This window comes from Acidobacteriaceae bacterium (genome assembly GCA_028283655.1).
In the GTDB taxonomy this organism is placed as follows: Bacteria; Acidobacteriota; Terriglobia; order Terriglobales; family Acidobacteriaceae; genus Granulicella.
Genome location: JAPWKE010000001.1, coordinates 154,281 through 180,974, shown reverse-complemented (window position 1 = coordinate 180,974; position 26,694 = coordinate 154,281). Strand labels below are relative to the sequence as shown.

Sequence of the window (26,694 nt, the reverse complement as noted above, 5' to 3'; positions counted from 1 at the left end):
GCGCTAACGATACGGGCAGTGCCTGCAGCCGGAGTTACAGCAGTAACCCCGGCGCAGGTGATACTGCTCCGTAAACACCATGAAGCCGTTCTCCATGTAGAAGTCACCGGGCTGCAACTCTGCGGGCTCGGTGATAGCGTCTTCACGTTCTACGCGTTCGTTCTCGTTCACGAAAACAACCCCGGCTGCGGCGTGACCTGTGGCCGTATCTGTGGGATGCGTCCCATGTCGTCGCGCACGACGTCCACCAGAGAACGCCGACGCGAACTCTTCACCACCGCCTCAGCTTCCGGCTGCAGCACCATGCCGTTCACCATCGACACCTCGCGACCGGGAATCGCGGCTTCGCGGTTGCCCGGCACGATAATGTCGACGAGGTTCAAAGGGTCAGCCGCGGCAAAGGTAATCGCCGCTTCCGTCTTGCGAGCTTCGTGCTGACGACGCGCCGCACGCAGGCCCTCAACAGCCTCCGGCAACGCATACTGCTCGCCAAACGCACCGGACACAAATCGGCCGCCGCGAATCTCTCCACGCGCTTCCAGCCTTCGCAACACTGGCACGAGATCTCTCCACTTCGGCGCATTCGATTCACGCGCCAACAGATCGCGACACAACACACCGTAGCGGCAAAGCAGAATCCTTGCCTGCGCATCCAGCGCAGACTCACGCTGCTTCGCACGGGCAATCACCTGCGCTCGTTGCTCTTCGCTCGCGTGTTCGAAGCGAACCTTCGCCGTCTCCGCAACAGGCGCGCACAGCAGCGACCACCGTCCCGTCGTCGTCCGCGCCGCTGCACGCTTGCGCAGACTCACCGCCGCTGTTTGCTCCAACGCCACGCTCTTGCGGCGAGGGTCCATCATCGCGCGCAACTGGTCAAAGCCATCGGAAGCAGCCAGTCCCGCCGTAGCCAACTCCCACAACGCCATCATCGTCTGCTGCTTCGAAAGCTCACACCCGCGCTGCACATCCGCCGTAAATGCCGCGCCACGCTCCGCCAGCAACGCTCGCACCTTCTGCGCTTCCGTCGACAGAGACTGCGCGAGCACAGACTCCTCCACACACTTCGCCGCCATCGCCTCCGGCAGCCACTCCGCAGACTCACGCAAAAAGAACGTGATCGGCGCCGCCGACGTTGGGATCACACGCCGTGGAGCGGCGCCCGCCTCTTCCTTCCACGAAGGATGCGGCGACAACCGCCCCCAGCCCACCACGCCAGCGAGGCACAAATTATCCAGCCAACGCGGGTCATACTCTTTCACACGTCGCGGAAGAATCGTTCGCTCCCACTCCACCGCGGGAGCCTCAAAACCTTCAAGCTGCTCGAGCACCGCGAGCACGCCTTCCTCGCCGGTCACCTGCTGCTCCGGCGCAACATGCTGCCAGTCCAGCAGCCAACGCATGAAGGCCTGCGCCGTCACCGGCTCTACCTGCTCGCGCAACGAGCGCAACGTCAACCGATGGATGCGCTGTAGAATCCGCCGCTCACACCACTCCATGCGGAACGGCTCATCCTCACCCGGCCGAGCCCGTTCGAAGACGCCACGCATCGCCAGTCCCTGCAACTCCATGGCAAGAAACGCCTGCTGCAAGGAACGCGGAGCCAGCTTCAACCGCGCGCCTAACTCCTGCGCCGTCGTCGGTCCCAGCAACTGCAGCCATCCCTGCGCGACCGCCAGCGTTGCCGCGTCACGCGCACTCAGCGTCTGCGCAGGACGATCCTCCGTGCCACCAATTACCGAATCGCGCCGCGCCGTATCCAGCAGCACTTCCGGCAACGCAGCCTGCGGCCAAAGCAAGCGAGCCTCCTCAAGACGCTCCGCCGCAACCCACGCAGCAGAGCCATCCCTCACAACGGCAAACGCACGTCCGCTCTTCTCCAAACGCTCGAAGAACAGCGGCCAATGCTGCTGAGCCCTGTGGCTCTCCGAAGAGGAGGGGGCTTTCGCCCCGGCAGCCTCTCCGACAAACTCCAACGGCAACGCCACAACCTGCAACAACAGATCATGCAACTCATGCTCATCGCGAACGTCCGGCCACAGCTGCGCGCGCACCGCATCAATCGCCGCCTGGTCCAACCGGCCCGCGCCATCCGCCACAGAGTCCGGCAACGAACGCCGCAACGTTACCGCGCGCGTACGCCGCGCCGCAGCATCCTCTTCATCCAGGAACGCATACGGCATCGCATTGATCAGCTCATGTGCGAACTGCGAAGGCACCGGCGTATCCACCGCCAGGCACTCAATCTCTCCCGAGGCGATGTCGCGCAGCAACTGCTCGAGACCATCAATGTCCATGCCTTCGCTCAGCGTATCGCGCATCACCTCATTCACCAGCGGATGATCGGGAATCTGAATATCGCCCGTCATCGTCTCCGGACACGCTGAGGCATGGGGAAACACACTCGCCAGCAAATCATCCGAACGCGTGCGCTGAATCTGCGGAGCCACACGCTTGCCCTTCTGCATGCGCAGCAACTGTAGCGAACGCCCCGCCGCCCAACGCCAGCGGTTCTTGAAAAGCGGCGAAGGAATCGCAGCCTGCTCCAGAAGAGTGCGCGCCGTGTTGACACTTAGAAAGTGGAAGACCTCTGCAAGAGGAAAGCTATGCTGCTCGGCCAGTGAGATATTGATGCCGTTGTCCGTCGCGGCTGCCTGCAGTTCGAAGTTGAAACCACGGCAGAAGCGTTTGCGCAGCGCCAGCCCCCACGCCTTGTTCAACCGCCCACCAAACGGCGCGTGCAGAATCAACTGCTGTCCACCGCCTTCATCAAAGAACCGTTCCGCGATGATGCGCTTCTTCGTCGGCACGGCACCCAGCACCGCGCGGCCTGCGACAACGTACGCCACCATCTGCAACGCAGCAGAGTCTGACACAAAGCACTCCGCCTTCAGCCACGCTATACATGCCGCAACCTCTTCGCTCGACGCACTGACGTCGCTTGGCTTCGTGCTGCGCGTGCGCTGGTCGATCTCGTCGCGCAACTCGCTCACACCATCGCTCAACGCTCCCGTACGTTGCGGGGCTTCGCCCTCCCAGAACGGTATGCTTGGCGGCGCACCATGCGCGTCTTCGACAAGCACTTTGCCTGCGGGGTCCACTCGTTGAATCCGCCAGCTTGCATTGCCCAGCAACACCACATCCCCTGGCGAAGAGTCCACCGCGAAGTGCTCATCGAGCGTGGCAATCTGTACGTTCTCCGGCTGCAGCATTACGCTGAACAACGAGGTATCAGGAATCGCGCCGCCGTTCGAGATCGCAATCATCCGCGCCCCACGTCGCGCGTGAACCTGGCCCTGCACGCGGTCGCGCAACAAGTACGCTCCGTATCGTCCACGCGAGCTCTCGATGCCGTTGTGCAGCAGCGCCAGCAGCTCATCGAACGCCGCACGCGATAACTCGCGATAAGGATGAGCACGCTGAATCACAGCGAAGAGCTGATCCTCGTCCCAGCTCTCCGCGCCACACATCGCGACGATCTGCTGCATCAGCACATCGGTCGGCGCTGGCGGAACCTCCAGCAGATCCAGCTCACCGCGCATCATCTTACGCAGCAACGCCGCCTGCTCCATCAGATCATCGCGAGTCAGCGCAAAGAAGCGGCCCTTCGGAATTGCTCCACGCCAGTGCCCTGCTCGACCAACTCTCTGCATCGCCACAGCAACAGCGCGCGTGGACGCAATCTGACAAACAAGATCGACGCTGCCGATATCAATGCCAAGCTCCAGCGAGGCCGTCGCAATAAGGATGCGAATCTCGCCGTTCTTCAATCGCTGCTCCGCGTCCAAACGCAACGCACGCGACAACGACCCATGATGCGCAGCCACGGCATCGGGGCCGAGCCGCTCGGCGAGTTCGAAGCTTAGCCGCTCCACCAGAGCGCGTGTGTTCACAAACACCAGCGTCGAGCGGTGCGCCAACGCCAGCTCTGCCAGCTTCGAAAACATCTCTTCGCGCATCGCGGTGGACGTAATCGAACCAAGCTCATCGCCCGGAACCTCAATCGCCAGATCAAGCACACGGCGCTGCCCTACCTGCACGATCGTTGCGCGTTGCTCCCATGTGCCCGTCAGGAATTGCGCCACCAATTCAATTGGATTCTGCGTCGCGCTCAAACCAATACGCTGCGGCCGCTGCGACATCCCACACAACATCGCTCCAGGCGACAAACGATTTTCACCACACACCAACGCATCCAGCCGCTCCAGCGACAACGCCAGATGCGCGCCTCGTTTGTCATCCGCGACCGCATGAATTTCATCGACGATCACCGTCGTCACACGGCGCAGATTTTCGCGAGGCTTGCCCGCCGTAAGCAGAATGTACAGGCTCTCCGGCGTCGTCACCAGGATGTGCGGCGGATGCTTCAGCATGGCCGTGCGGTCCTTCTGCAACGTGTCACCTGTACGCACCGCTGTACGAATCTCCGGGCACAGATAGCCACGCTGCATCGCCAGTTCACGTATCTCGGCCAGCGGCCCGTCGAGGTTCTTCTGCACGTCGTTCGACAGCGCCTTCAGCGGCGAGAGGTACACCACATGCGTGTGCGGCGAGAGCCCGCCTTCTAACGCCGCACGCAACAACCTGTCGATGCAGACCAGAAACGCCGTCAGCGTTTTGCCCGAACCTGTGGGCGCGGAAATCAGCGTCGGTTCACCACGAAGAATCGCCGGCCATCCCGCAATCTGCGGTTCGGTCGGCGATCCAAACTTCGTCAGAAACCACTCCTGCACCAGCGGATGCGCCCAGGCTAACGCCGGGTGCTCAAGAGATGTCGTCGCGCTGTTACTGGAGGGCCCGTGAATCATGGCTCATTCTAGCGCGTTATTCGCCGCCTCTTCGCCCTAATTCCAGTGCAATCAAACTACATATTTCCCGTGCCGATATCAGCCTTCTTCGCCTCGGGATTATGCGGGTCCAGGTACATCTCAATCGTCTGCGCGAGCACGCCCTTCGCTTCGAGAATGAAATCGATCGCATCGCGCCCCGCACCCTGCCCACCCGGCAGCGGGGTGACATAGTGCGCCATCGACTTTACCTGCGAGCGCGCGTTGGCCGTGGCAATTGCCAGCCCAGCTACACGCAGGACGGGCAGATCGATAATGTCGTCGCCGACAAACGCAACCTCGTCCGCTGTGACAGCTTCATCCAGCAACACCTTGTCGAACGCCTCGCGCTTATTCGACTGCCCCTGATACAGGTGGTCGATCTTCAAATCCTGCGCGCGAATCGCAACGACCTGCGACTGACGCTTGGTCACAAAACCGATTTTCAGCCCGGCAAGCCGAGCAATCGAAATCCCCATGCCGTCGTGTGCGGAGAAGCTCTTCACCTCGACAGCCTTGTGGCGATCGCCATCCGGCGACGGAATGATCGTGATGTCACCGTTCGTCAAGACACCATCAACGTCGAAGAGGAGAACTTTGATACGGCGGGCGCGGTCCTGTGCAGTCAATTCACTCATGGTGGCTACTAGTTGAACGCGGTCGCACGCGGAAAGCAAACCGCGGACCTTTCCCATGAAAGGTCCGCGGCGTTTGCTCTTACTCTTCGCGCCCTGTAGCAGGACGGCTACAGAGGTTTAGCGCCAGTGGCCATCCACCCAGAAGTAGCCACCGTGGCGGCGGTCCCAGTGGCCGGGAACCCAATGCACACCGCGGCGCGGAGGAGCGGCATAAGCGCCAGGTACCCAGACGTACGCGTGACCGTCCCAGCGATGGTAACCAGGCTGCCACTCATACCCGGGACGGGGCGCTGGACGAAACTCGCGGCGCGGCGGTGGCGGGCCAACATGGACGTAGACCTGAGCTTCAGCAGCAGCAGCGGCTCCGAAGGCAAGGCAGAGTCCGCAAACAGTGGTAAGCATGTACTTTTTCATCGCATCTCTCCTTCGTTGCACGTCCTGAGATCGTGCAACTAGGAGGTCAAACGTACTTCGCGATTGAAAGTTGTGGTGAGCTTTCAGCTTTTTGCACAACACTTTTCACGCTTGCATGAAGTGCGTTTCGTACATCGCGAAGGTCACCGCTTTGCCTCTCCAAAGAGAGCATCAAAAACCTTTCCAGCAATCTTTTCTACCTCTGCGACGCTCATGACTTCAGGCGCAAAGCGTGCTGTCAGCATCAGGGCAGATCGCATTCCGAACGCAGAGTGTACCGCTGCCGTTCGGCTGACGCCGTCCTTACTTTTGCTGGCAGGCCCCAGCAGCGCAGCATAAGCCTGCTCTTCGTTCGGAGGCATGATCGTCTCGTAGACGCGACTCATCCGCTCCTTTGCCTCAGGGTGCCTGAGCGCATAGAGACGAAACTCCAGCAGCAGCAGCCCCCAGGTTTCTTCCGAGCTGAAATCGAGAAAGAAGTTGCGAAACTCTGCCAGATTCTCCGTAACCGTGCTCGCCCGTTCAAGGCGCTCCATCATCGCGGCGCGACGACCTAACGCATGGCTTTCGACAAGCGCCAGAAAGATGTCTTCCTTGCTTTTGAACTGCGCGTAGATTGCGCCTTTCGTGCGGCCAGCAAGAGTGGCAATCTCACCGAGCTCAGCGTTTTCGTAGCCGTCGCGGATAAAGATTGTCTTCGCAGCCTGAAGTAGAAGCTCGCGAGTTTCACGCGTCTTCAACTCATGCTTCGTCAGCTTGGGAGCGGTCTGTTTCACCGCTCCCATCGTAGCTGATGTGACCGTGCTGGATTGAAACCACTCCCACCAGGGCGAAAAAAGAGGCCCGCTCAAATTCATCGCAACGCCTTCTGTCTGTCTAGTGAGCAATCGCGGCATTCTTCTCCTCGGCAGTCCTGATCGCCATGGCATAGTGCTTGGCGATCGACTTGCTCACCTTGGTCGCGACGCCGGTGCTTTCGCTCTGCGAGCGAACGCTTGCCTTGATCTGCTCCATATGTTGCAGGCGTCCAGTCGAGTCAGAAAATGTCGCGGTAAAACTCATCTGAGTCGTGCCCACAAACATCCCAACCGGCCCCAGGGCGGCCCGCTTGATCTGATTGCCCGGCTTGAATACCTCGATCGAAGTGCGAATGGTGAACTGCGGGCACACGCTCGAAGAGCGAAGCTCGCCCGGTCTGTACACATGGCCCACTCCTTTTGTGACACGCAAACGGTCCACCAGGTGCTCGTATACCAGTGCGCGATACGCTGCGGGAACCTCCGCATGCTCCCAGTTCGTGGGGTCCACGACCACGCTGCCCGGCTCTATCGGTCGTCCTTCGCAGACGAAAGGAAGGGCCGGGTGCGGCGTGAAGGGAGTGCCGGCAAAGTCGGCCAGCGCTCGCTCCGCCTCCTGCGCCGGCAGAAAGAAGACCGCCGAATGCCATACGTCGTGGCCATCGTGAAACTCGACCGTGAGCATGTCGACCCGGTGATGCATGACCGTAGCAGCCACGAGCCCCCCGCCTTCCGGGATGAACATCCGCAGCACCTGACCGCCGGTCCCCCAAAGCTCGATCCGTTCGTTGCCCGCGCTTACAGCCCCGATTGACGACCGAGGAATCGTGGTGTTCGACGACTTTGACGTGAAGGTGAGGGCTTCTCCCGTGAGAACAAGCGTTCCCTTCTGGTGGGCCTTGGTGTCCGGCAGGCCGTAGAAGTGCTGCACAGAGGAAGACTGCCACAGCGGCGGAGCAGGCGGAGTTTGCGCCGGAGCAGCAAGGGCTACGGCAGGAAGAAAGAATCCAGCGACAAGAAGTACGGGGAGGAGGCGATCGAACATGGGAGGCGCATCTCCTTGAATGCGTACTAGTAGGTATATACCAAAGAGTACGCAATTCTTTTATTTATTTTCTGCGCCGGTTGCTGATGCCCCTGCCTGTTTGGGAGGGAGGCACCTCTCGTGGTGCGGCTTTTAGGGGCAACTGAAAGCCCTTGTCTCGCCTGCTCGGGCTGAAAACTGACCTCAAACGCTGAGATGGAGGCCTAAGCGGAGGAGTAGGGATACTCTTCGAGGCACTGGCAGAGACGGCCCGGACCGGGTAGCTATGGATGTATTCGCGATGGGTGAGGAAGTCTTGCTCGTTGCGCATGCGGCGATCGGTAAAGGAGCGCTGCCAGGCGAGATAGCCGAGTCGATGAGAAAAGCCGCCCTTGATGAGCATTAGGGCGCGTTCGAGAGTGATCTCTGATGGCACGGCTGAAACCGTGTCCCTTCTATTCTTGCCTTCTTCGATTTTGACCCTTTGGCTTCCTGCTCCTTCGATTTCTGCTTGAACTGCAACATCAGCGGAGAGCAGAAGCGTCATCAAGACACCGTCTAGTTCGCCAAGATGAAAGGCCTCTTCACGGAGGAAGAGGCCTTCAATTTACGAGCTAAGGTTGTTGTAACTAAGCCCTAGCTGCAGCCGCTGGTGCTTCCGCATTCCATGCAACGGTGGCAGGCTCCGTTGCGGACCATGATGGCTCCGCAGGTGCTGCACGACGGGGCATCGCCCATGTCGTACATGCCCTTCATCGCGTCCGAGGCATGATACAGGCCGCGGTCTTCGACCTTGGAGAGGTCGACGCTGGAGGAGAGGCCGTCGTGGGCCGTCAGGTCAGGGGCGATTCCCTGCTGCGGGGGGCGGCGGTCGATGAGCTGCGATGGGTCGGCGAGGGAGGAGGAAGGCTCCTGCGCGGCGACCAGGTCGGTGAGCGTGGGTTGGACTCCAGCCGCTGCCGGGGTAGCGGTGGCTGCTGGCTTCATGCCGGCGAAGAGGTCGAGCTGCTGACCGCTGAGGAAGCGAAGCTGCATCCAGCGGAAGAGGTAGTCCATGATCGACTTGGCAAAGCCGATCTGCTCGTTGCCGGTCCAGCCAGAGGGCTCGAAGCGGGTGTGAGCGAACTTCTCGACGAGGAGCTTGAGCGGGACGCCGTGCTGGAGGCACATGGACGCCGCCGTAGCGAAGCTATCCATGAGGCCCGAGATGGTGCTGCCTTCCTTGGCCATGCGGATGAAGATTTCGCCGGGTTGGCCGTTGGGGTAGAGGCCGACCGTGACGTAACCTTCGTGGCCCGCGATGCCGAACTTGTGGGTGACCGAAGCGCGTTCGGCCGGGAGGCGGTGGCGAACGGCGCGCGGCGGAGCAATGGAGTCCTCGGCGTCGAACGACTTGGTGGGGTCGGAGACGTTGGAGAGGAGCTGAGCGAGGTGAGCTTCAGCCGCGGCGAGCTTCTGCTGGGCGGTGAGGGCTTCCTGCTGCGCGGCCTGGGTGGCTGCCTTTTCTGCGACGAGGAGTTCGGCGATCTCCGTGCTGCCAGCGGCGGCAGGAGCGACGGCCTTCTCGTCCTTCTTGTCGGTCGCGGTGACGTTGAGGGGCTGGGTGCCCTTGGAGCCGTCGCGGTAGATGGCCACGGCCTTGAGGCCGAGCTTCCAGCTCTCGGTGTATGCATCAGCGATGTCCTGCGCGGTGCAGTCGTTGGGCAGGTTGACGGTCTTGGAGATGGCTCCTGAGAGGAAAGGCTGGGCGGCGGCCATCATCTTGACATGGCCCATCCACGAGATGCTGCGGGTTCCCTTGGCGGGCTTGAAGGAGCAGTCAAACACAGCGAGGTGTTCGGGCTTGATGCCGGGTGCGCCTTCGATGGTGCCGGTGGCGTCGATGTAGTTGACGATGCCTTCGACCTCTTCCTGCTTGTAGCCAAGCTTGAAGAGAGCGCCGGGGACGGTGTTGTTGACGATCTTGATCATGCCGCCGCCGACGAGCTTCTTGTACTTGACGAGAGCGAGGTCGGGCTCGACGCCGGTGGTGTCGCAGTCCATCATGAAGCCGATGGTGCCGGTGGGCGCGAGCACGGTGACCTGCGAGTTACGGAAGCCAAACTTTTCGCCGAGGACGAGAGCTTCGTCCCACGACTGCTGGGAGACGGCCTTGAGCTCTTCGAGCTGCGGAGTGATGAAGCCTTCAGCGTCCTGTGCGCCCTTGGCGCTGGGCTTCAGCCCCTTGCCGATGTTGTTGACCTCGGCGCGGTGCATGCGGATGACATCGAGGAACGGCTCGCGGTTGACGTAAAAGCCGGGGCAGGCGCCGCCCTGTACACCAACGGACTGCGTGATCGGGGTAGCAGTACCGAGCGGGGGGCAGTCGGCCGCGATACGCGCGGACTGCGCGTAAGCTTCGCCGCAGAGGATGGCGGTGAGCGTTCCTGCGAACGCGCGTCCGGCGTCAGAGTCGTAGGGCAGACCGAAGTCCATGAGCAGCGCGCCGAGGTTGGCGTAGCCGAGGCCGAGCGGGCGGTAGTCGTGCGAGTTGCGCGAGATCTGCTCGGTCGGATAACCGGCGGCGTCGACGATGATTTCCATCGCGGTGGTGACGATGCCGATAGCGTGCTTGTACGCCGCGGCATCAAACTGGCCGCCGGGGGTGAGGAACTTCATGAGGTTAAAGCTGGCGAGGTTGCAGGCCGAGTCGTCGAGGAACATGTACTCGGAGCAGGGGTTCGAGGCGTTGATGCGGTCGGTATTCTTGCTCGTGTGCCAGCGGTTAATGGTGGTGTCGTACTGCATGCCGGGGTCGCCGCATTGCCAGGTGGCTTCGGCGATCTTGGCCATGAGGTCGCGGGCCTTGTAGCTCTTGACCGGCTTGCCGTCCTTGACGGTTCGGGTGGAGAAGTCGTCATCGTTGGCGACAGCCTGCATGAACTCGTCGGAGACGCGGACGGAGTTGTTCGCGTTCTGGAAGAAGATGCTGGTGAAGGCTTCAGAGTCGGGGCCGGAGCCGTCGTAGCCAGCGGCCATCAGCGTCCAGGCCTTGCGCTCCTCGTTCACCTTGCACTCGATGAAGTCTTCGATGTCGGGGTGACCAACGTCGAGGATAACCATCTTCGCAGCGCGGCGGGTCTTGCCGCCGGACTTGATGACGCCGGCGAAGGCGTCGAAGCCACGCATGAACGAGAGCGGACCGGAGGCGGTGCCGCCACCCGAGAGCGTCTCCATGGAGCCGCGGATCTTGGAGAGGTTCGAACCAGCTCCCGAGCCCCATTTGAAGAGCATGCCTTCGGTCTTGGCGAGGGTCAGGATGGAGTCGAGCGAGTCATCGACGGAGTTGATGAAGCAGGCCGAGCACTGCGGGCGGGTGTAACCGGTCTTCGAGAAGACAGTCTCGCCCTTGGCGGCTTCCCAGTGCCAGTTGTGCGCGTCGGAGTTCGGCTCAAGGCGATCGCAGCCGACGTTGAACCAGACGGGCGAGTTAAAGGCCACGCGCTGGTTGACGAGCAGGCTGGTGAGCTCGTTGAAGAAGATGTCTGCCGCTTCGGCGTCGGCGAAGTAGCCGTCACGCATGCCCCAGTCGCGGATGGACTCAGCCACGCGGCTGATGAGGTCACGGACGCCCTTTTCGCGCTCGGGAGTACCGACCTGACCGTGCAGATACTTGGACGCGACGATGTTGGTCGCGGTCATGGACCAGTCGGCGGGGACTTCGACGTTCTTCTGCTCGAAGATGAGCTTGCCCTTGAAGTCCTGAATGACGGCGTCGCGGAGCTCCCAGGCGACTTCCTCGAAGGGGTGGACGCCGGGTTTGGAGAAGTGGCGCTCGAAGCGGAGGCCGGGAGCGGAGCTCATCTTGGCTGCGGGGGCTTTGGGAGCGGAGACGGCGGGGGCGGTACGAACGGATTCGGCCATGGGCGGGGGACCTCTTCTTGGAGCTGAAAGTCTGGTCCGGGCGGCTGCTCGGAGGATGCGCGTAAGAAAACGAAAGCTTTATAGGCCGACTGGCGCGGCGGATTTCGGGAACACGCTGGGGCCGCTTTCAGACCCGGAAATGGGGATCTCGGCCAAGGACTTCAGCGATGTGGCCCGGACAACAGGCGCTGCACCAGAGAGCTGCGGTAAAACTGAAACTAACGCCGCATCTGGTACGAGTCAAGTATAAAGCAACTAGATATTGTGGTGTCGTTGTAGATACTCCCCCAGCGCGGGTTTCGGGCTTCCGAAGTTCGGTTTTGCTGGGGTTTTTCTGTGGAAAGTGCCGGGAACCTGCGTCTTTGCTGGCTTTTCGCGACTGCTTGTTACAGGACTATTTCAGGGTAGCTCTCCCAGCAGGCCGACACAAGGCGCAAGAGTTGTGCAAACGGCGTTTTTCGGACGTGGAGAAGTGGAAAAGAGGATGCGGGAGAGGTGTGACTGGGAGGAAGAAAGCCTCGACGCAAAGAGCACGAAGAACGTAAAGGTTTCGCAAAGAGAATGGTGCCGGGGACGCTGCGGGAAATGGAAAACGGCCCGCGCTGGGAAGCGCGGGCCGCTTTAGTTGGTGATGCCGGAAAGCTACTGAATGGTGACCGCTACCGTGGTGCTGGCGGTTTGGCCGCCGAATGTGGCAGTGACCGTTGCGGTGTAGCTGCCTGCGGAGGATTTGGTGGTCTTGGGGGCGTTGTCGCCACCGCAACCGGTGAGGGTGGAGAGGCCGAGAGCCAGCAGACCGAAGACTGCCAGCGAAGCCAGGCCGCGGCGCTTGCGGAAGGCAAGCAGCGAAGCGAAGAGCAGGCCGAGAGCCGCGAAGCGGAAGCCGGAGAAGCCTGCCGTTGCGGTTGTCGCCGACTTGCTGGCCGAGGTGGTGGCAGTCTGCGAACCGATGGTGAGGACCGTGGTGCCCGTGCCGCCTGCTGCAAGTGCAACCGAGGTGCTGGAGAGAGCGCAGGAAGCCGGATAGGCCGCAGTGCTTGTGGTAATGGAGCACTGCAGGGTTGCCGTTCCAGCAGCAACTCCAGAGGCCGGGGTCAAGGTGATCGTGCTGGTATTACCCGTGGTCGCGCCTGAAGTGAAGGAGAGCGACGAGGGCGAGGCCGTGAGGGTGAGTGCAGGGGTCACCGTAACGGTGATCGGCGTGGAAGTGATGGTGCCTGCGGTCGAGGTACCGGAGACTGTGACAGTCATCGAACCGGTTGTTCCACCTTTGATGGAGAGGGTCGCCGCCGCAGTGCCGCCGGAGGTGAGCGTCACCGGACTGGTGACGGAGCAGGAACCGCCTGTCGACGTGGAGGACGTGGACACCGCGCAGCTGAGGGGAACCGACCCGGCAAAGGGAGCGATCGAGGTAACGGTGATGGCATCGGTTGTGGTGACACCGGCTGCGACCGAGACGCTGGTGGATGCCGGGGTGATGAGGTACGGACCGGAGACGACGACCGAGGCTGCCGACGACGTGGAAGAGCTGAAGGTGGTATCGCCACCATAGGTTGCCGTGATGGAGTAGGTTCCAGTTGCGGCCGGGGTATAGGTGTACGTCGCCACGTTATTGGTGACCGTGCCAGTACCAAGGGTCGTGGAACCGTTGGAGAAGGTGACCGTGCCGCTGAGGGTAGAGGAAGATGTGGTTGACGGCGTGATGGTTGCCGTCAGAACCGTCGATCCGCCAAGGGTGAGCGTGGTGGGGGCTGCGGTAAGCGCAGTCGTCGTCGTGATGCCTGCCGAAGCAGCCAGAGCGCTGATGTAGTTGGCGACATCGAGCGAGCCCCAGCCCGTGGAGCCGTCCCAGCCCGCCGTGAGCAGGTAGCCGGAGAGGCCGCCGGTGAGTGCTGTGCGCGAGGGGGTGGAGTTGTTGCAGAGCGACGGCGTTGTCACCACGCAACCCGAGACACCCGAGGAGGTGACAGTGGCGTCATGGAAGACGGTGGAAGCCGAAGTACCATTGGCCAGCGTGTAGAGCTGAGGGTTGATGTTGCCCTGAGCCTTGGTGAGGCGTTGGTTGACCAGGGCCTGGATACCCGCCATGGAAGGCGCAGCCGCCGAGGTGCCACCGAAGCCGTAGAAACTGCCGCAGGTCGCGCCCAGGTACTCAAGGCAGGTGACGAAGCCGTCATGCACGGAAGCGGTAAAGGCGAGGTCGGGGACCTCACGGAAGTTGCCTGCAAGAACGCCCGTTCCGGTCTGCCATGAGGGCTTGGCGATGTAGACGCTGAGCCCGCCGCCGGTCGCTCCCTGGTAATAGATGCTCTTAGTGACCGAGGGTTCGTTCCAGGCACCTTCCGGGATGTAGGACTTGAGAGAGACGTAGTTGGTGCCGCTGGAGGTGCTCCAGTAGGTGGTGGGACTGGCGGTATCGGCGAACTGCGTACCACCGATGCAAGTGACGTACTGGCTGGAGCAGAAGTCGTTGATGCTGAGAACCTGACCAGAGGCCGGGATACTTTGGTCCGAGTTCGCAAAGGCGTTGCAACCAGCCGCGCCGGAGTCTCCGGAAGAGACGAAAGTGGAGATGCCTTCGGCAGCGGCGGTTGAGAAGATGCTGGCTTCGTAGTTCGTCAGCGAAGAGCCATTGAGGTTTTCGCAGCCACCGAAGCTGATGCTCATGATGGGGTCAGCGAGCGTATTGATCTCGTGATTGATCGCGATGAAGAGACCGTCGGTAGCGACGGTACTGCCGCTTCCCACGTCGCCGGAGATGACGAGGTCGACGGTCGCGCCGGGGGCTGTGCCAGTAACGCGATTCACATCGAGGGTGGCTTCATCCTGCACACCGCTGTCGATAGTGCAATTGGACGTGCAGGCGGTCGAACCGCCACCATAGCCAGGATCAACGCCAGTGGGCGGGATCACAACGTTGGGCAGGTTGTACGTCGTGAAGCCCTGGATCGACTGGAGAGCCTTGATGTCGGTGGTGTCGACACGCGACTCGCCAACGATAGCGACGCGCTGACCGGTGCCGGTGTAGCCGGAGTTATAAACCGAGTTGAGGTCATAGGCCACAGCGAAGTCGCCGGAGACAAGATAGTGCGCTCCCGTGGAGCTGTTCAGGCTGGGCAAGTGGGAGCCAGTCCCAGCGCTGCTCGAGCTGCTGTCAGCCTGAATGAGGTCAGAGCGGTGCACATTGGGGTGATGAATGGACTGCGAGAGGCCAGCCACATTCTGTACAACGCCAGCGATGGCCGTGGGCACAGTCGGCTCACTGACGAGCGAGTAGCGAGACTCACCGTTCGCCAGCGCAAAGGTGCGGAACGAGGTAGAGAAAGCCTTGGAAACCGCCGTGACCGAACCACCGAAGCTGATAAAGAGACGGTTCGGAGCGACGCTTTCGACCGTAAGTCCTTCAGCCTTCAGCCATTCCGTAACCGCATCCACATCGACCTGGGCCGGACCATAGAGCGTGCCAACCTGCTGCGGTGTAAGCCACTGGTGATAACGCGGCGAGGAAGGGTTTGCCTGATCCGCCAGAAGCTGCTCAAAGGCCGCCTGAACATCGGCCGAGCGCGAGAGAACAACGGTCAGGTGCGTGAAGTTCTTCGTGCCACTAAGCGTCGTGGAGGGCAAAGCCTCGCTCTTGGCGTACCCAGGGACGTGGTTCGCCAGAGGGGAACGCTGGGCGTCATTCACGCTTCCCTTCACACGAGCCGAGCGGGCCACCAGATCGGCGGTCTGCGCGCTGGCAGACAAAGAAAGAGGCAAAAGGCTAAAGGCGGCAAATGCCGCAAACAAAGAACGCAGCGGGCGGCGAACGGCAAGAGAAGGCATGGGGTTCTGACCTCAGAAATACTTGTGGAAACTGGCCTTGAGAGTACGCGAAATCAAACACCGGAGCAATAACTTCCAGCCATCCATTGAACTTCGATTTGGCGTCGCTATAGTAGACGTGGAAAGTGGGTGAGCGATGTCGAGAACTGAATCAAGAATGGTGCAACTGGGGACGACGGCCCCCGCGTTTGAGCTGATGGACGTGATGAGCGGGAAGGCCATGGGCCGGGACGACATCTTTATCGCCACCTCGGATGAGGCTGCTGGAGATCCGAAGATCCATGCCGGTCTGCTGGTGATGTTCGTGTGCCCGCACTGCCCCTATGTGAAGCATCTGGAGGCGGAGATCGGCAACATCAGCCGGGATTATGCCGGGAAGATTGCAATGGTGGCGATCCAGTCCAACGATGTCGTGGAGTATCCGCAGGATGGCCCGGCGCAGATGAAGGAACAGGCCGAGCGGTACGGCTGGCAGTTCCCCTACCTGCTGGACGAGGCACAGGAAGTGGCGCGGAGCTATGAGGCCGAGTGCACGCCGGACTTCTTCCTCTTCGACGCAAATATGGAACTGGTCTACCGCGGGCAGATGGACGAGAGCAGGCCGCGACGCTCCGACGGCTTCGGCAACGACATGCTCGTGAGCGGCAAGGACCTGCGCGAGGCGATGGATGCGGTGGTTGCCGGCAAGCGCCCCGACACGGAGCAGCGGGCGAGCATTGGTTGCAATATCAAATGGAAGTAAGGCTGCATGAAGGCTTCGAACGCAGTATGTAGACGAAAAGCCCCGCAATTGCGGGGCTTTTCTATTGGGGGCAGGTCTTGTTGGCGATGAGGACAGAAATTCATCGAAAACGTTTCCAGTACGTCCCTCTCTTCGCATACAGTGGATGTGTCTTCAGGAGATATATTTCAGATGCACTGCAGAGCTCTCTCCGCATCCGCCGTTGCCTGCCTTTTTGCCGTTTTGCTCACTGGTTGCGCGACCGCCCCTTCCTGCACGGGCACATCCTGTAACACCGCGCCACCTACGACAACTCCGCCTCCTACGGCCAGCTACCCTGGCGCTGTCCCCCAGCCGACGCCAGCCACCGTGAAGCCAGCGAATGGCATCTACCTCACGGATATCCAGTCCCTCTCAAATTCGCTGCTGCTCTCCATGCCGTTGGACACAAACGGCGTAGGCAGCCTCACTACGGTCGAGTCAAGCACTACCTTCTCGCTCACCACCATCGTTCCCAGCGGTGACGGCAACTTCTACGCGATTGAGTACGGCACACCGTATGGCTCCTACCAATATCCCTATCTGGACGTTCTCAAGTTTGGCTTTACCGCTGCCGGTGTTTTCACCCCCCTGCAGCGCATCTCCCAACCGAGCTTTCCCAGCCTGAGCAGCGGCACTCTGGCGGCGGATGCGGCAGGCAATGTCGCTGTAGCAGGAAGCAATGCTGTTTACATTTACGCTGCTACGGCAAATGGCACGGTAACGCCCACGCGCAGTATCACCGGCATTCCCGGCACGATCCTTCAACTGGCTTTCGATCCCTCCGGTAACCTCTACGTCCGTGATTCGCTTGGAACTAGCGGGCAAGTGCTGGTTTATTCACCGACCGCCAACGGTGCAGCAACGCCGATTCACACTCTGACTCCTAAGCTGGTGGGCGGACTGGAGACCATTGCGCTGGATTCCATCGGCGACCTCTTTGTTGTCGATACCTCAGATAACCCCACTCCTTCGGGCGCAGACGTCTTCACCACCAGCATCTACGAGTACGCTCCGGGAGCTGACGGCAACGCTTCTCCGATCTCCACCATCACTCCGATCAATCACTGTCTGGGATTTTTCCTTGCCTTGGACACCACGGGCGCACTCTATTTAGAAGCTAACGACGATAGCGGCAACGGCCAATACCTGAAGTTCGCCCCCGGAGCCAGTGGCGCGGCAACGCCGATCTCCATCGCCCAGACCCCGGCTACTCCTCCCACGACTCCGAACTCTCCCGGTACGCTCGACTACAACTTTCTTGTTGTGGGGCCCTGATCGGCCTCTCCTACAGAGAAGCACTCCCCTTCTATTCCCCTCCAGATCAAACACATCCGCGCAGACAAGCAGGCCTGCCCCGGCGGTGTTCTGCGAGCGCCCGGCCGGCGGTTGAAGAGATATGGGTGATATGCGGCCAACGTATACGTCTGGGTAATCGAAACGCCCGCGCAAATGTGCGAAACTGCGGTTGTTCTCTTATGAAGCGGTTTTGGAAAAAGGTTCGCCCGCAGGCGTGGGCGTTGTTGATGGTGGTGTGTGCTGTGTCGGTGGCGAGAGCCCAGGCCCCGGCGATGCTTTCCGATGCAGACGATGCGACGGTGCTGGAACCGCACCATGAAAAAGGACAGTCCCGAGACATTATCGAGTTCAAGGACGGCGACGTCCTGAGTGGTGAGATTCTGCGCATTGAAGACGGTGCCGTGGTCTTTCGCAACCCCAAAGTGGGGCAGGTACGTGTCGGTCTGGAGCAGCTCAAAGATCTGAAGTCGGCGCGCCCGTTTGCCGTTTTCCGCCAGAAGGTGAAGCTGACGCCAGCGACGGCGATCATCGGGCAAATGGAGTTGAAGGACGGCAAGGTCATCATCACCGCAAAGAGCAGCCCCGCCCGCGAGCTGAAGTATGGTGAGATGGCCTATGCAGTGGAAGATGCGACGTTCGAGCAGGAGTACAGGCGCAAGCGCGACTTCCGCGAGGGCTGGGACATGGAGGCGTTTGGCGGGTTGTCGCTGCTCCGGTCAACGCAGGATGGCGTGGCGATGAATACCGGCGGAACGCTGATGCGGTCGATCCCGGGAGTGGAGTTTTTGCCGCGCCGCAGCCTGACGCAGATTGCGATCAAAGACTCGTACGAACAGGTAGAGACGCAGGCGACCAAGACCGCTGCGGCGACTCATGCGACGACGCACACACTGCACGCAGGTGCGATTCGGAATGAGTATCTGCCGAACAAGATTTACTTTCTGGCCGACTATACGTTTGACCGCAACATTACGAGCGGCATCATGGCGCAGCATGTCGTCGGCGGCGGCATTGGGTATCTGTGGATCGAGACGCTGAAGCAAACGCTGGATGTGAAGACGGACTTCCATCGGAAGTCACAGGGATTCACGAATCCCGATTACAACAACACCGTCTTCGGCGAACGGTTCCAGGTGGACTACGAGCGCGCGCTGGGGCGGACCCGGTTGCGGAACTCGGGTGATTACCTGGCGGCGTACAGCGATCCGCATAAGTATGGCGCGAATATTTCGACGCAGTTGATCCTCCCGGTGATGTGGCGGGTGAACGTTTCGCTTTCGGTAACCGATAACTACATCAACAATGCCCTGCCTGGATATCACCGGAATACGCTGCGGTTTTCGACCAATCTGCTGTTCCGATAGAGAGGAAAGCTTGCGAGGTCCGCTGCTCCCTACCCAACGGTAGGACGAGCGATGCAGGGCGAGCTATCTTTCGATATCTACCGCTACCGAAATGACTGCGGCAGAATCAAACCAACAGGATGAACATGGGATACCCTTCCAGACAATGAAGAGATCACTGTGGGTGATCTCCTGCGCGCCTAGCTCGCAGATAAAGACGAGCGCGCTTTTGAAACCTGTACCCGTGGCGTTTTACGAAAGGACGTAAACGAGATGAGCGAGATTCTTGAACGACTGAAAGAAGGCGTACGGAAGTTCCAGGCCGGGCCCTATACCGAGAATGCAGAGAAGTACAAGCTGGCTGCAACGACTCCGCAGAAGCCGCATACGTTGATGATTACGTGCGCGGATTCGCGCATCGACATTGAGACGGTGACGAGTTCTGTACCGGGCGTGCTGTTCACGACGCGTAACGTCGGCAACCTGGTCCCTGCGTATGGCGAGATGCTGGGTGGCGTTTCCGCGGTGATCGAGTATGCAGTAAGCGCGCTGGGCGTGCAGCACATCGTCGTCTGCGGACACTCGGACTGCGGAGCGATGAAGGCGCTGCAGAACCCTGCGTCGCTGGAGGCGCTGCCGACGGTGAAGCAGTGGCTGCGCAACGCCCATGCGGCAAGCGTGGTGGCAGAGATGATGGCGCCTGAGCAGGAAGAGCCGATGAGTAAGCTGAAGCGGCTGACCGAGCGCAATGTGTTGCTGCAGTTGCAGCATCTGAAGACGCATCCTTCGGTGGCCGGAGCCATTGCCAAGCGCGAGCTGACCGTTTCAGGCTGGGTGTATGAGCTGGGCTCAGGCGAGGTCCGCATCGCTGAAGATGGACAGGACGAGTTCGTGGCAGTTACGGCCGGAGTAACAGCATGATCGTTCCTCGCGAGCCGCAGGTGCGGCGGATGATCGCGTACGTCGGGTTCCCGGTGCTGCTGCTGGCGATGTGGGATCTGGCAATTGTGATCGCATTCAAGGTAATGCACTGGACGTGGGTGGGCTCACCGCATGTGCCGCTGGGGCTTTATGGCTCGGCGATTGGCGTGGTGGTGGGCTTCCGTAATAACTCGGCTTACGGCCGGTGGTGGGAAGGACGGCAGCTCTGGGGCTCCGTGGTGAACAACTCGCGGTCATTGGCACGACAGGTAACCGCGAGCATTCGACCGACGAGGTCGGAAGAGGCTTCCGCCGTGGAGACGCTGAAGGTAGGGCTGGTGCATCACCAGGTGGCGTACGTTCATGCGCTGCGTCAGCACCTGCGCCAGTTGCCGCCGTGGGACGAGCTGGAGCGGATTCTGCCGCATGATGAGATCGAATACCTGAAGACGCGATCGAACGTGCCGCTGGAGCTGCAACTCCGCATGGGACAGATGCTGCAGGATGCGAAGCAGAATGGCTGGACCGACCAAATGGGTTGGCAGGCAATGGATCGCAACCTGGATGATCTGGCCGATGCTCAGGGTGGTCTGGAACGCATCAAGAACACACCGATGCCGAAGCAGTACGACTACTTCCCGCGGCTGTTCGTCCACCTTTACTGTCTGGTCCTGCCGATGGGCATGGTGCAGAACCTTGGCTGGTTTACTCCGCTGGGGTCGACGCTCGTGGGCTTCATGTTCCTGGCGCTGGATAAGATTGGCCGCGACCTGGAAGATCCCTTCGACAACACGATCTTCGATGTGCCGATGACCGCGATCTGCAAGACGATCGAGATCAATCTGCGGCAGTTGATCGGGGACGCGAACGTGCCGGAGCCAGAGAAGCCGATTCGTGGCGTGCTCTGGTAAGACAGAGGAGCAGAAGGATAGAGAGTAAACAGTAGAGTGTAGAGAAAGGGGTGTGGCCTTCGGGTCATGCCCTTTTTGCTGCTTGCTGTTGTGGGCTTTGTGCTCAGGAGAGTGAACGCTTCGACGCAAAGAGCGTTACGTGCGCAAAGCTACGCGAAGAATACTTGCTGACAGGTAGACGTTCGCGTTTGCTAACAACCTGCAAAGCTACGTCTCATGCATCCAAGAGGCCGGGATACCGGATGAGATTGCTCGCGAGATATTGGGACAGAAAAAGGCGGGCTTGTGAGCCCGCCTCTGCAAAGAAATGCAATGAATTGAGTGGAGAGAATGCACAACTTCAAAAGGAGAAGACTGTACAGCTTCTGGAGAGAGCGTTAGAACCAAAGCCTTCCCTGCACCTGCCCGATTCGGCCGGGGCCGTAGGAACTGGTGATCCGACCGAAGCTCGTGGAGCAGCAGGTCATGCCAGGGACGGTGAAGTTGGTCTTGTTGAGAATGTTGTAGAACTGCAGGCGGAACTCGAAGCGCGAACGATTCCAGGGCAGGTTGAAGTACTTGTTGATGCCCGCGTCGAGCTGGTCGAAGTTGTCGCCACGGAGGAACCCGTTGGGGACGTTGCCGCGAGGGTCGTTTGCGGTTCCGCTCCAGTCAGCATCATTGCTGGTGGGGTTCGGCTTCGGGTTGGGATTGGCCGTAGCAAACTGCACGGTGCAGCCGTTGTAATTCGCCTGCGTACTGCTGGCGTAGACGCTGTCGCAGAACGCTTCTTCAGGACGGCCCGCGATGTGCAGGCGCTGGCGCGCTGACTGGCGAGTAGCACCCGCTGCGAAGAACGGACGATACTGAATGCCACCAGAGTTCGAGAGCTCCTGCGTACCAGCCGGGGTGAAGTTTGGCGTAAGAGCTGGGCCGGAGTGGAACTGGTTGTAGAAGGTAATCTGCCAACCGCCGAGAGCCTGGTTCATGGCGCTTCCCATGTGACGGCCGATAAGCTGACCGCGGCCAATGGGGAGCTTCCACGAGAGAGCTGTATTGTTGAGCAGCGGGATATCGTATTGCAGCGGACCGTAGTCATTGCTCGCAGGAGCGAAGTAATCCTGCGGGCTACCAGAGAAGCCATGCGTTGCGGTGAGCGGATCGGAGACGTTACCGAGGGTGCGCGACCAGGTAAAGGCGTTGAGCAACCAGAGACCGTGGAAGCCCTTGGCCTGGAAGCGTGCCTGTAAGCCGTTGTAGTTACTCATGCCGCCGTTGTAGGTGATGAGCACGTCGCCGAGGTTGTTGTACGGACGCTTGAAGTAGCCGGTAACCGGGTCCTTACCCAGGGCCGGGTTCCGCTGGTTCCAGTTGCCTGCTTCCTGCAGCTTGACGCCGTGGTTGCCAACGTAAGCGAGGTCGAAGAGCATCGTCTTGCTGAGGCGCGACTGGAAACCAACGAACCAGCTCTCGACGTAAGGATCACGGTAGTTACGCGGGATGTACTTGACCGCCGAAGTAAAGAGGTTGAAGTTGGCTGGCGAGCTCATGCCCTGCGGGTAGCCGTTGTCGAGCGAGTAGAACGTCGAGGTCGGGGTGATGCCGGGCTTGTTGTAGACGGGAGCCTGGTTGAAGACGGCGGCGTTCATCTGCGGACCGTTGACGGCAAGGTTATCGTCTTCGCCGGAGCGCGTGTAGTGGACATAACCGATGCCGTAACCAGCATGCACAACCAGGTTAGAAGTCGGCGCGTAGGCGAGGCCGATGCGCGGCATGAAGTCATTCAGATCGGGATCGATGAGCTGCTTCTGGTACGCCGAGCCTGAGGCTGCGGCGCGGATCATCTGGCCGGTCTGCGGGGTAATGGTGGGATCGAAGTTGGTGAGACGTGAGTCCTTCTCGTAGAAGTGCGAGGCGTACTCATAGCGCACGCCGATGTTGAGCGTGAGGCGCGAGGCGATCTTCCAGTCATCCTGCAGGAAGGCGGAGTGGCCACCCTGGCGGACGTGCGCGACGAGGAGATTCGTCATATCGATTTCGTTCGGCACGCCGAAGAGAAAGTCGGAGATGTCATAGCCGGTGAAGGAAGAGGAGAAGCTCATCTGACCGTAGATCGGGTTGACGTCCTGCACGATCTCGCGAAGATAGCTGAACTCGTAACCAGCCTTCAGGTTATGACGGCCAAGCAGCCAGGAGTACGTGAGCTTGGGGTTGAGGAAGAAGGGGTACTGCCACTGAGGGTTGGTGGACTGACGACCGATAGCCGAGTAGCCGTCGATGGAGAGGCTGGTAAGCCCACCGTAAACAGTGGGGTCAGTCGGCAGGCCCTGCACGCCGAAGGTATTCGGGTTGCCGAGCACGCCGGGCATCTTGCCGCCCTTGGTATACGACGCGCCGAGTCGGGCTTCGAGAAGCTGCGTGTGGCCGATCTGGCGAGTGAGGCCAAGCGCAACCTGCTGGTTGATGATGCGAAAGTATCCATTGCCGGTAGCCAGAGGTGCGGGAAGCACGGAACCGTCGAGGTCGTGCTCCTTAGACTGCGAAACGCGCAGGAAGCCCGCCGTACGCGGGTTGAATTGCATGTCGAAGCGAGCATCTTCCTTGTCGTAGCTGTTGACGAAGCGCTGCAGCGCCGAGTAATCCGACGAGATGGAGTTCGCACCGGCGCCGTTGTTATTGGGCAGAGGATAGGCGTCCAGGATGCTGAGCGCGATGGGCGAAAGAACGTTGCGAGGCAGCGGACGATCGGCGGCGTAGGTCGCGCCGGTAAACGGGTTCAGTACATAGGTGGTGTTCGCCGTTGCATTCGGCGAAGCGATGAGCTGGTGGTCGGTGAGATTGAAAACGTTGGACTGATTGACAACCTGACGCGACTGGCGGAGACCTTCGTAATCAACGAAGAAGAAGGCGCGGTTCTTGAGCAGAGGACCGCCAGCGCTGCCGCCAAACTGGTTGCGGATAACAGTGGTGCGTGAAGAAGCACCCGCGTTTTCTGCGGCACGGAAGTAACCGTTGGAGTTCAGCACCGTGTTGCGCAGCGACTCGTAGATCTGCGCGTGGAACTTGTTGGTGCCCGTCTTGAACGCCACGTTGAAGGTGCCACCAGCGGAGCGACCGTACTCGGCTGCGGGCAGCGTGGTAACGATGGCGAACTCGCTGAGGTTGTACTGCGAGGGCTGGATAACCTGGTTGGAGAAGCCCTGGTTCGAGGTGCCGTGTGCGTTGTTGTCGAGGCCGTCGAGCAGGTAGTTGTTGTACGTCGAACGCATACCGTTGACGTTGTACGAGCCTTCGCGAACGACGCTGGAGGTGCCGAGGTCCTGACCGGCCGCGTCCTGCGTGACGCCAGCGGACAGGGTCAGGAGATCCGTATAGTCCATGTTCTGCAGCGGGAAGGACTCGACCTGTTCCGCGGTGATGACCTGCTGCTTCTGGCTGGTGGCTGTCTCCAGCTCGAGCTGGTTCTCGTCTACCGAAACGGTCTGCGTATCACCAGCAGCGATCGCCATATCGACGCGCTGATTGGTGCCAATCTCAAGCTTGATGTTTTTGCGAATGGCCGTGGAGAAGCCCGGCTCTTCGATCTCAATATGGTACGTACCGGGCTTGAGTGCAGGGATGTTGTACTCGCCAGCGCCGTTTGAGACGCGCGAGATAGAGACGTTGGTGTCGTCGTTCGTCGCAGTCACTTTGGCGTTCTTGACGAGAGCGCCGGTGGAGTCCGTGACGCGACCCACGATGGAGGCGGTATCGAACTGCGCGAAGGCGCGAAGGCTGCCGAGGCACAGAGTGCAAACGGCGGCAGCGATGAGGATGAGGTGCTTGAGTCGCATGGGGGCGGTATCTCCGAGGGCGAGGTCGCTGGATGGTTGAGGAGTCATGGGCATCGGCTGGGCGCTTCGGGTTACGGCATGATGCCGGCTTTGCCGAGGGCACGCAGAGGCACAGTGGGCGCAGCGAGGCCAAGGATCTGGGCGATGCGACCGCCGCCGGAGTTGCCGTAGCTGGCGACCCACATGGCACCGGACGAGTCGATGGAGAAGTCCCAGCGTGTGCTGATGCCGGTGACGCAGGTCTGGTAGCCGCTGGAGGTGATGGTCGCGACCACGTAGCAGGGATAGAACGAGGTGATCGAGTTGTCGACAGGCGAGTACTTGTAGAAGTCCGTGCCCGTGGTGTGGTCGGCGTACCAGACATTGCCTGCGCCGTCGGTGTCCATCATGACGGCGAGAGTGGCGGCGTTGACTGCGAGCGGTGTGCTGGTGATCGCCGCAGAAGATCCGCTGCCCGTGACCGACAGTTGATAGAAGGCGTTACCGGTTCCGTTGGCGTTCGTATACGCGTTATTCGCAGAGTCGATCGTGATGCCACCGCCGAAGCTATCGGCCGTCATCTGGAAGAGCTTGGCGGTGGTGGTGTAGGTCGGCGCTGCCGCGGTGCCAGTGTTCGGCAGCAACATCGCTGCGCCAGTCGCCGAGGAGTACCCAGCAGCCCAGATGTTTCCGTTGGTGTCAGGGCGAATCTGGAAGGGCTGGTACGCCATGCCCGGCGCGGGATCCAGCGTGGCGGCCGCAAAGGTTGAACCGCTGCGCTGAATCTCGAAGAGGTTCTGACCGCTTGTCGTCTGTGTGGAGTACCAGACGTTGCCAGCGGTATCGACGGCGAGAGCGTAAGGAGCGCTCACCGTAGACGGGTAGCGGTTGAGCAGCTCCCCGGTGCTCGCGTTCATCTGCTGCACGAAGGCGGTGGAGCCGCTGCCGCCGTTAGCGACCCAGAGGTTGCCGAGGGTGTCGACCTGGAGCTGACGTGGCTGCGTGAGCGTCGTGTCTGTGTCCGAGGTCCAGTAAGGCACACCCGCCGAGGTGAGCGCGACGATGTTGCCCTGCACGCCGGTGGAGGCGTTGGGGTTGGAGAAGAAGACATCGTCGTTGGCGTCGAGCGCGACATACTCCGGCGTAACAGAGGCCTGGCCGGTCGCGGTGCCTGCGTAGCCTGGCAGGTAGTAGATCGCTACGCTCCAGTCGTTAGTCAGCGTACCCAGCGAGGTGAGCGCAGGCACGTAGACACCGCCGGTGCTGATGGGCTGCGAGGACGTCGCGGTACCGAAGGGCGCAGGAGTGAGCGTGAAGGTGAGAATGTCTGCAGCATTGTTCGCGGGTTCGGTGGCGATGTTCAGCATAGCCTGCAGCGAGTTCTTCGGAGCAGTGCCGCCGGGAGGCGTGGCAAGCGTGTAAAGCTGCTGGCAGAGCGGGAAGCTGGTGTCTGTCGCATCAGCCGTACCGATGGTGCAGAGATACTGCGCATAGGCCAGAGAGTTGAGCTCCTGCACGGGGACGAGGCCGCCGGTGGTAGAGCTGTCCTGCTGGTTGGTGTACTGGTTGAACGCGCCAAGCTTGTAGGGGTTGAGGTTGTTGGCGTTGAGGAACGCGTGGGTGAGACCAGCGAAGTTCGCCGTGGTGCCGACGCCGTTTGTACCCGCGTAGTTCATGGCCGAACTCGTGATGTTGACGGTGGTGCCGTCGAGCGAGATAAAGGGGCGCAACGCCCAGACAGCAGCGACAGTACTGGCCTCATTCGTGACGATAGAGGTGACGTTGCGTGTGCCCGACGCTGCGCCGAGGATGCTGCAATCACCAATCGCCGTCATCATGAGCGAGTTGGGATTGTTTGCGAGCGTGGTGCCAGTATTGTTCGAAGGATACGGCGTACCCGCTTCTGCCGTGACGTAAAGCTGGTCAGGGCTGCTACAGGAAACGCCCTGCGTGGACCAGGTTCCCGTTGTGTTTGCGGTGATGGTCTGCAGAAGCTTCGCCTTGCCAACGTAGGTGCCATTGGTGGCGACACCGGTAGGTTGCGTCGCGTAGATCTTTACGGTTGCACCAGCCATGTAGTTGCGGCCAGCAAAGACCTGGCCCTGCAACGTGATGGGGGTGACGCTGTTGTCAGCCAGTGAGCCACTGACGCCGCAACCAGTAAGGGCAAGCAGGCTGAGAGCAGAAGCAAAGGCAGCAACACAGGGCAGCCAGGGACGAGAGTGATTCGGCTTCATCGGAAAAA

Annotated in this window: 16 protein-coding genes; 5 read left to right on the top strand and 11 right to left on the bottom strand. The window is 60.7% G+C overall.

Annotated features, from left to right (window positions below; genetic code table 11):
* Positions 1-3: 3 nt before the first annotated feature.
* The 9 genes from PW792_00800 to PW792_00760 all read right to left on the bottom strand — a co-directional run bounded on the left by PW792_00800 (position 4) and on the right by PW792_00760 (position 15,424).
* Complete coding sequence (locus PW792_00800; protein MDE1160463.1) at positions 4-171, bottom strand: DUF5522 domain-containing protein; 168 nt, start codon at positions 169-171, stop codon at positions 4-6.
* A complete protein-coding gene (locus tag PW792_00795; GenBank protein MDE1160462.1) occupies positions 168-4,805 on the bottom strand; it encodes a DEAD/DEAH box helicase in 4,638 nt (1,545 codons plus the stop codon). The genes PW792_00800 and PW792_00795 overlap by 4 nt, the downstream gene beginning before the upstream one ends.
* 56 nt (positions 4,806-4,861) lie before the next feature.
* On the bottom strand, positions 4,862-5,461 hold the full coding sequence (locus tag PW792_00790) for an HAD hydrolase family protein (protein MDE1160461.1): 600 nt from the start codon (positions 5,459-5,461) through the stop codon (positions 4,862-4,864).
* 117 nt (positions 5,462-5,578) lie between these two features.
* Positions 5,579-5,875, bottom strand: coding sequence for a hypothetical protein (locus PW792_00785; protein ID MDE1160460.1), 297 nt, complete (start codon positions 5,873-5,875; stop codon positions 5,579-5,581).
* Positions 5,876-6,018: 143 nt separating this feature from the next.
* On the bottom strand, positions 6,019-6,771 hold the full coding sequence (locus tag PW792_00780; GenBank protein MDE1160459.1) for a TetR/AcrR family transcriptional regulator: 753 nt from the start codon (positions 6,769-6,771) through the stop codon (positions 6,019-6,021).
* Positions 6,752-7,717, bottom strand: a complete 966-nt coding sequence (locus PW792_00775) for a hypothetical protein (protein ID MDE1160458.1) — start codon at positions 7,715-7,717, stop codon at positions 6,752-6,754. Before PW792_00775 ends, PW792_00780 begins: the two co-directional genes overlap by 20 nt.
* A gap of 64 nt (positions 7,718-7,781) precedes the next feature.
* Positions 7,782-8,243: a hypothetical protein gene (locus PW792_00770; GenBank protein MDE1160457.1), complete on the bottom strand. Its 462-nt coding sequence runs from the start codon at positions 8,241-8,243 to the stop codon at positions 7,782-7,784.
* Positions 8,244-8,332: 89 nt separating this feature from the next.
* Positions 8,333-11,599, bottom strand: coding sequence for a vitamin B12-dependent ribonucleotide reductase (locus PW792_00765; GenBank protein ID MDE1160456.1), 3,267 nt, complete (start codon positions 11,597-11,599; stop codon positions 8,333-8,335).
* A 642-nt stretch (positions 11,600-12,241) separates the two neighbouring features.
* The gene (locus PW792_00760) at positions 12,242-15,424 is read right to left on the bottom strand and encodes a protease pro-enzyme activation domain-containing protein (protein MDE1160455.1); all 3,183 of its coding nucleotides are present in this window, start codon (positions 15,422-15,424) and stop codon (positions 12,242-12,244) included.
* A 136-nt stretch (positions 15,425-15,560) separates the two neighbouring features.
* Between PW792_00760 and PW792_00755 the strand changes: the two genes are divergently transcribed.
* The 5 genes from PW792_00755 to PW792_00735 all read left to right on the top strand — a co-directional run bounded on the left by PW792_00755 (position 15,561) and on the right by PW792_00735 (position 20,658).
* The gene (locus PW792_00755) at positions 15,561-16,166 is read left to right on the top strand and encodes a thioredoxin family protein (protein MDE1160454.1); all 606 of its coding nucleotides are present in this window, start codon (positions 15,561-15,563) and stop codon (positions 16,164-16,166) included.
* A 171-nt stretch (positions 16,167-16,337) separates the two neighbouring features.
* Complete coding sequence (locus PW792_00750; GenBank protein ID MDE1160453.1) at positions 16,338-17,462, top strand: hypothetical protein; 1,125 nt, start codon at positions 16,338-16,340, stop codon at positions 17,460-17,462.
* A gap of 200 nt (positions 17,463-17,662) precedes the next feature.
* Positions 17,663-18,847, top strand: coding sequence for a DUF481 domain-containing protein (locus PW792_00745; protein ID MDE1160452.1), 1,185 nt, complete (start codon positions 17,663-17,665; stop codon positions 18,845-18,847).
* A 252-nt stretch (positions 18,848-19,099) separates the two neighbouring features.
* Entirely contained in the window at positions 19,100-19,747 is a 648-nt protein-coding gene (locus tag PW792_00740; GenBank protein MDE1160451.1) for a carbonic anhydrase, read from the top strand.
* Positions 19,744-20,658: a bestrophin family ion channel gene (locus PW792_00735; protein MDE1160450.1), complete on the top strand. Its 915-nt coding sequence runs from the start codon at positions 19,744-19,746 to the stop codon at positions 20,656-20,658. Before PW792_00740 ends, PW792_00735 begins: the two co-directional genes overlap by 4 nt.
* Positions 20,659-21,035: 377 nt before the next feature.
* Here PW792_00735 and PW792_00730 read toward each other — a convergent pair whose 3' ends face one another.
* Positions 21,036-24,518 carry a TonB-dependent receptor gene (locus tag PW792_00730; GenBank protein MDE1160449.1) on the bottom strand — a complete coding sequence of 1,161 codons (3,483 nt, stop codon included), beginning with the start codon at positions 24,516-24,518 and terminating at the stop codon, positions 21,036-21,038.
* Positions 24,519-24,541: 23 nt separating this feature from the next.
* Entirely contained in the window at positions 24,542-26,686 is a 2,145-nt protein-coding gene (locus PW792_00725; GenBank protein MDE1160448.1) for a hypothetical protein, read from the bottom strand.
* Positions 26,687-26,694 lie beyond the last annotated feature (8 nt).

Excerpts from the sequence above, each read along its gene's own strand:
- PW792_00740 (MDE1160451.1), top strand. The coding sequence starts at position 19,100 with ATGAGCGAGATTCTTGAACGACTGAAAGAAGGCGTACGGAAGTTCCAG.
- PW792_00780 (MDE1160459.1), bottom strand. The coding sequence starts at position 6,771 with ATGCCGCGATTGCTCACTAGACAGACAGAAGGCGTTGCGATGAATTTG.
- PW792_00785 (MDE1160460.1), bottom strand. The coding sequence starts at position 5,875 with ATGAAAAAGTACATGCTTACCACTGTTTGCGGACTCTGCCTTGCCTTC.
- PW792_00745 (MDE1160452.1), top strand. The coding sequence starts at position 17,663 with ATGAAGCGGTTTTGGAAAAAGGTTCGCCCGCAGGCGTGGGCGTTGTTG.
- PW792_00775 (MDE1160458.1), bottom strand. The coding sequence starts at position 7,717 with ATGTTCGATCGCCTCCTCCCCGTACTTCTTGTCGCTGGATTCTTTCTT.
- PW792_00770 (MDE1160457.1), bottom strand. The coding sequence starts at position 8,243 with ATGACGCTTCTGCTCTCCGCTGATGTTGCAGTTCAAGCAGAAATCGAA.
- PW792_00760 (MDE1160455.1), bottom strand. The coding sequence starts at position 15,424 with ATGCCTTCTCTTGCCGTTCGCCGCCCGCTGCGTTCTTTGTTTGCGGCA.
- PW792_00750 (MDE1160453.1), top strand. The coding sequence starts at position 16,338 with ATGCACTGCAGAGCTCTCTCCGCATCCGCCGTTGCCTGCCTTTTTGCC.
- PW792_00725 (MDE1160448.1), bottom strand. The coding sequence starts at position 26,686 with ATGAAGCCGAATCACTCTCGTCCCTGGCTGCCCTGTGTTGCTGCCTTT.
- PW792_00730 (MDE1160449.1), bottom strand. The coding sequence starts at position 24,518 with ATGACTCCTCAACCATCCAGCGACCTCGCCCTCGGAGATACCGCCCCC.
- PW792_00765 (MDE1160456.1), bottom strand. The coding sequence starts at position 11,599 with ATGGCCGAATCCGTTCGTACCGCCCCCGCCGTCTCCGCTCCCAAAGCC.
- PW792_00735 (MDE1160450.1), top strand. The coding sequence starts at position 19,744 with ATGATCGTTCCTCGCGAGCCGCAGGTGCGGCGGATGATCGCGTACGTC.
- PW792_00790 (MDE1160461.1), bottom strand. The coding sequence starts at position 5,461 with ATGAGTGAATTGACTGCACAGGACCGCGCCCGCCGTATCAAAGTTCTC.
- PW792_00795 (MDE1160462.1), bottom strand. The coding sequence starts at position 4,805 with ATGATTCACGGGCCCTCCAGTAACAGCGCGACGACATCTCTTGAGCAC.
- PW792_00755 (MDE1160454.1), top strand. The coding sequence starts at position 15,561 with ATGTCGAGAACTGAATCAAGAATGGTGCAACTGGGGACGACGGCCCCC.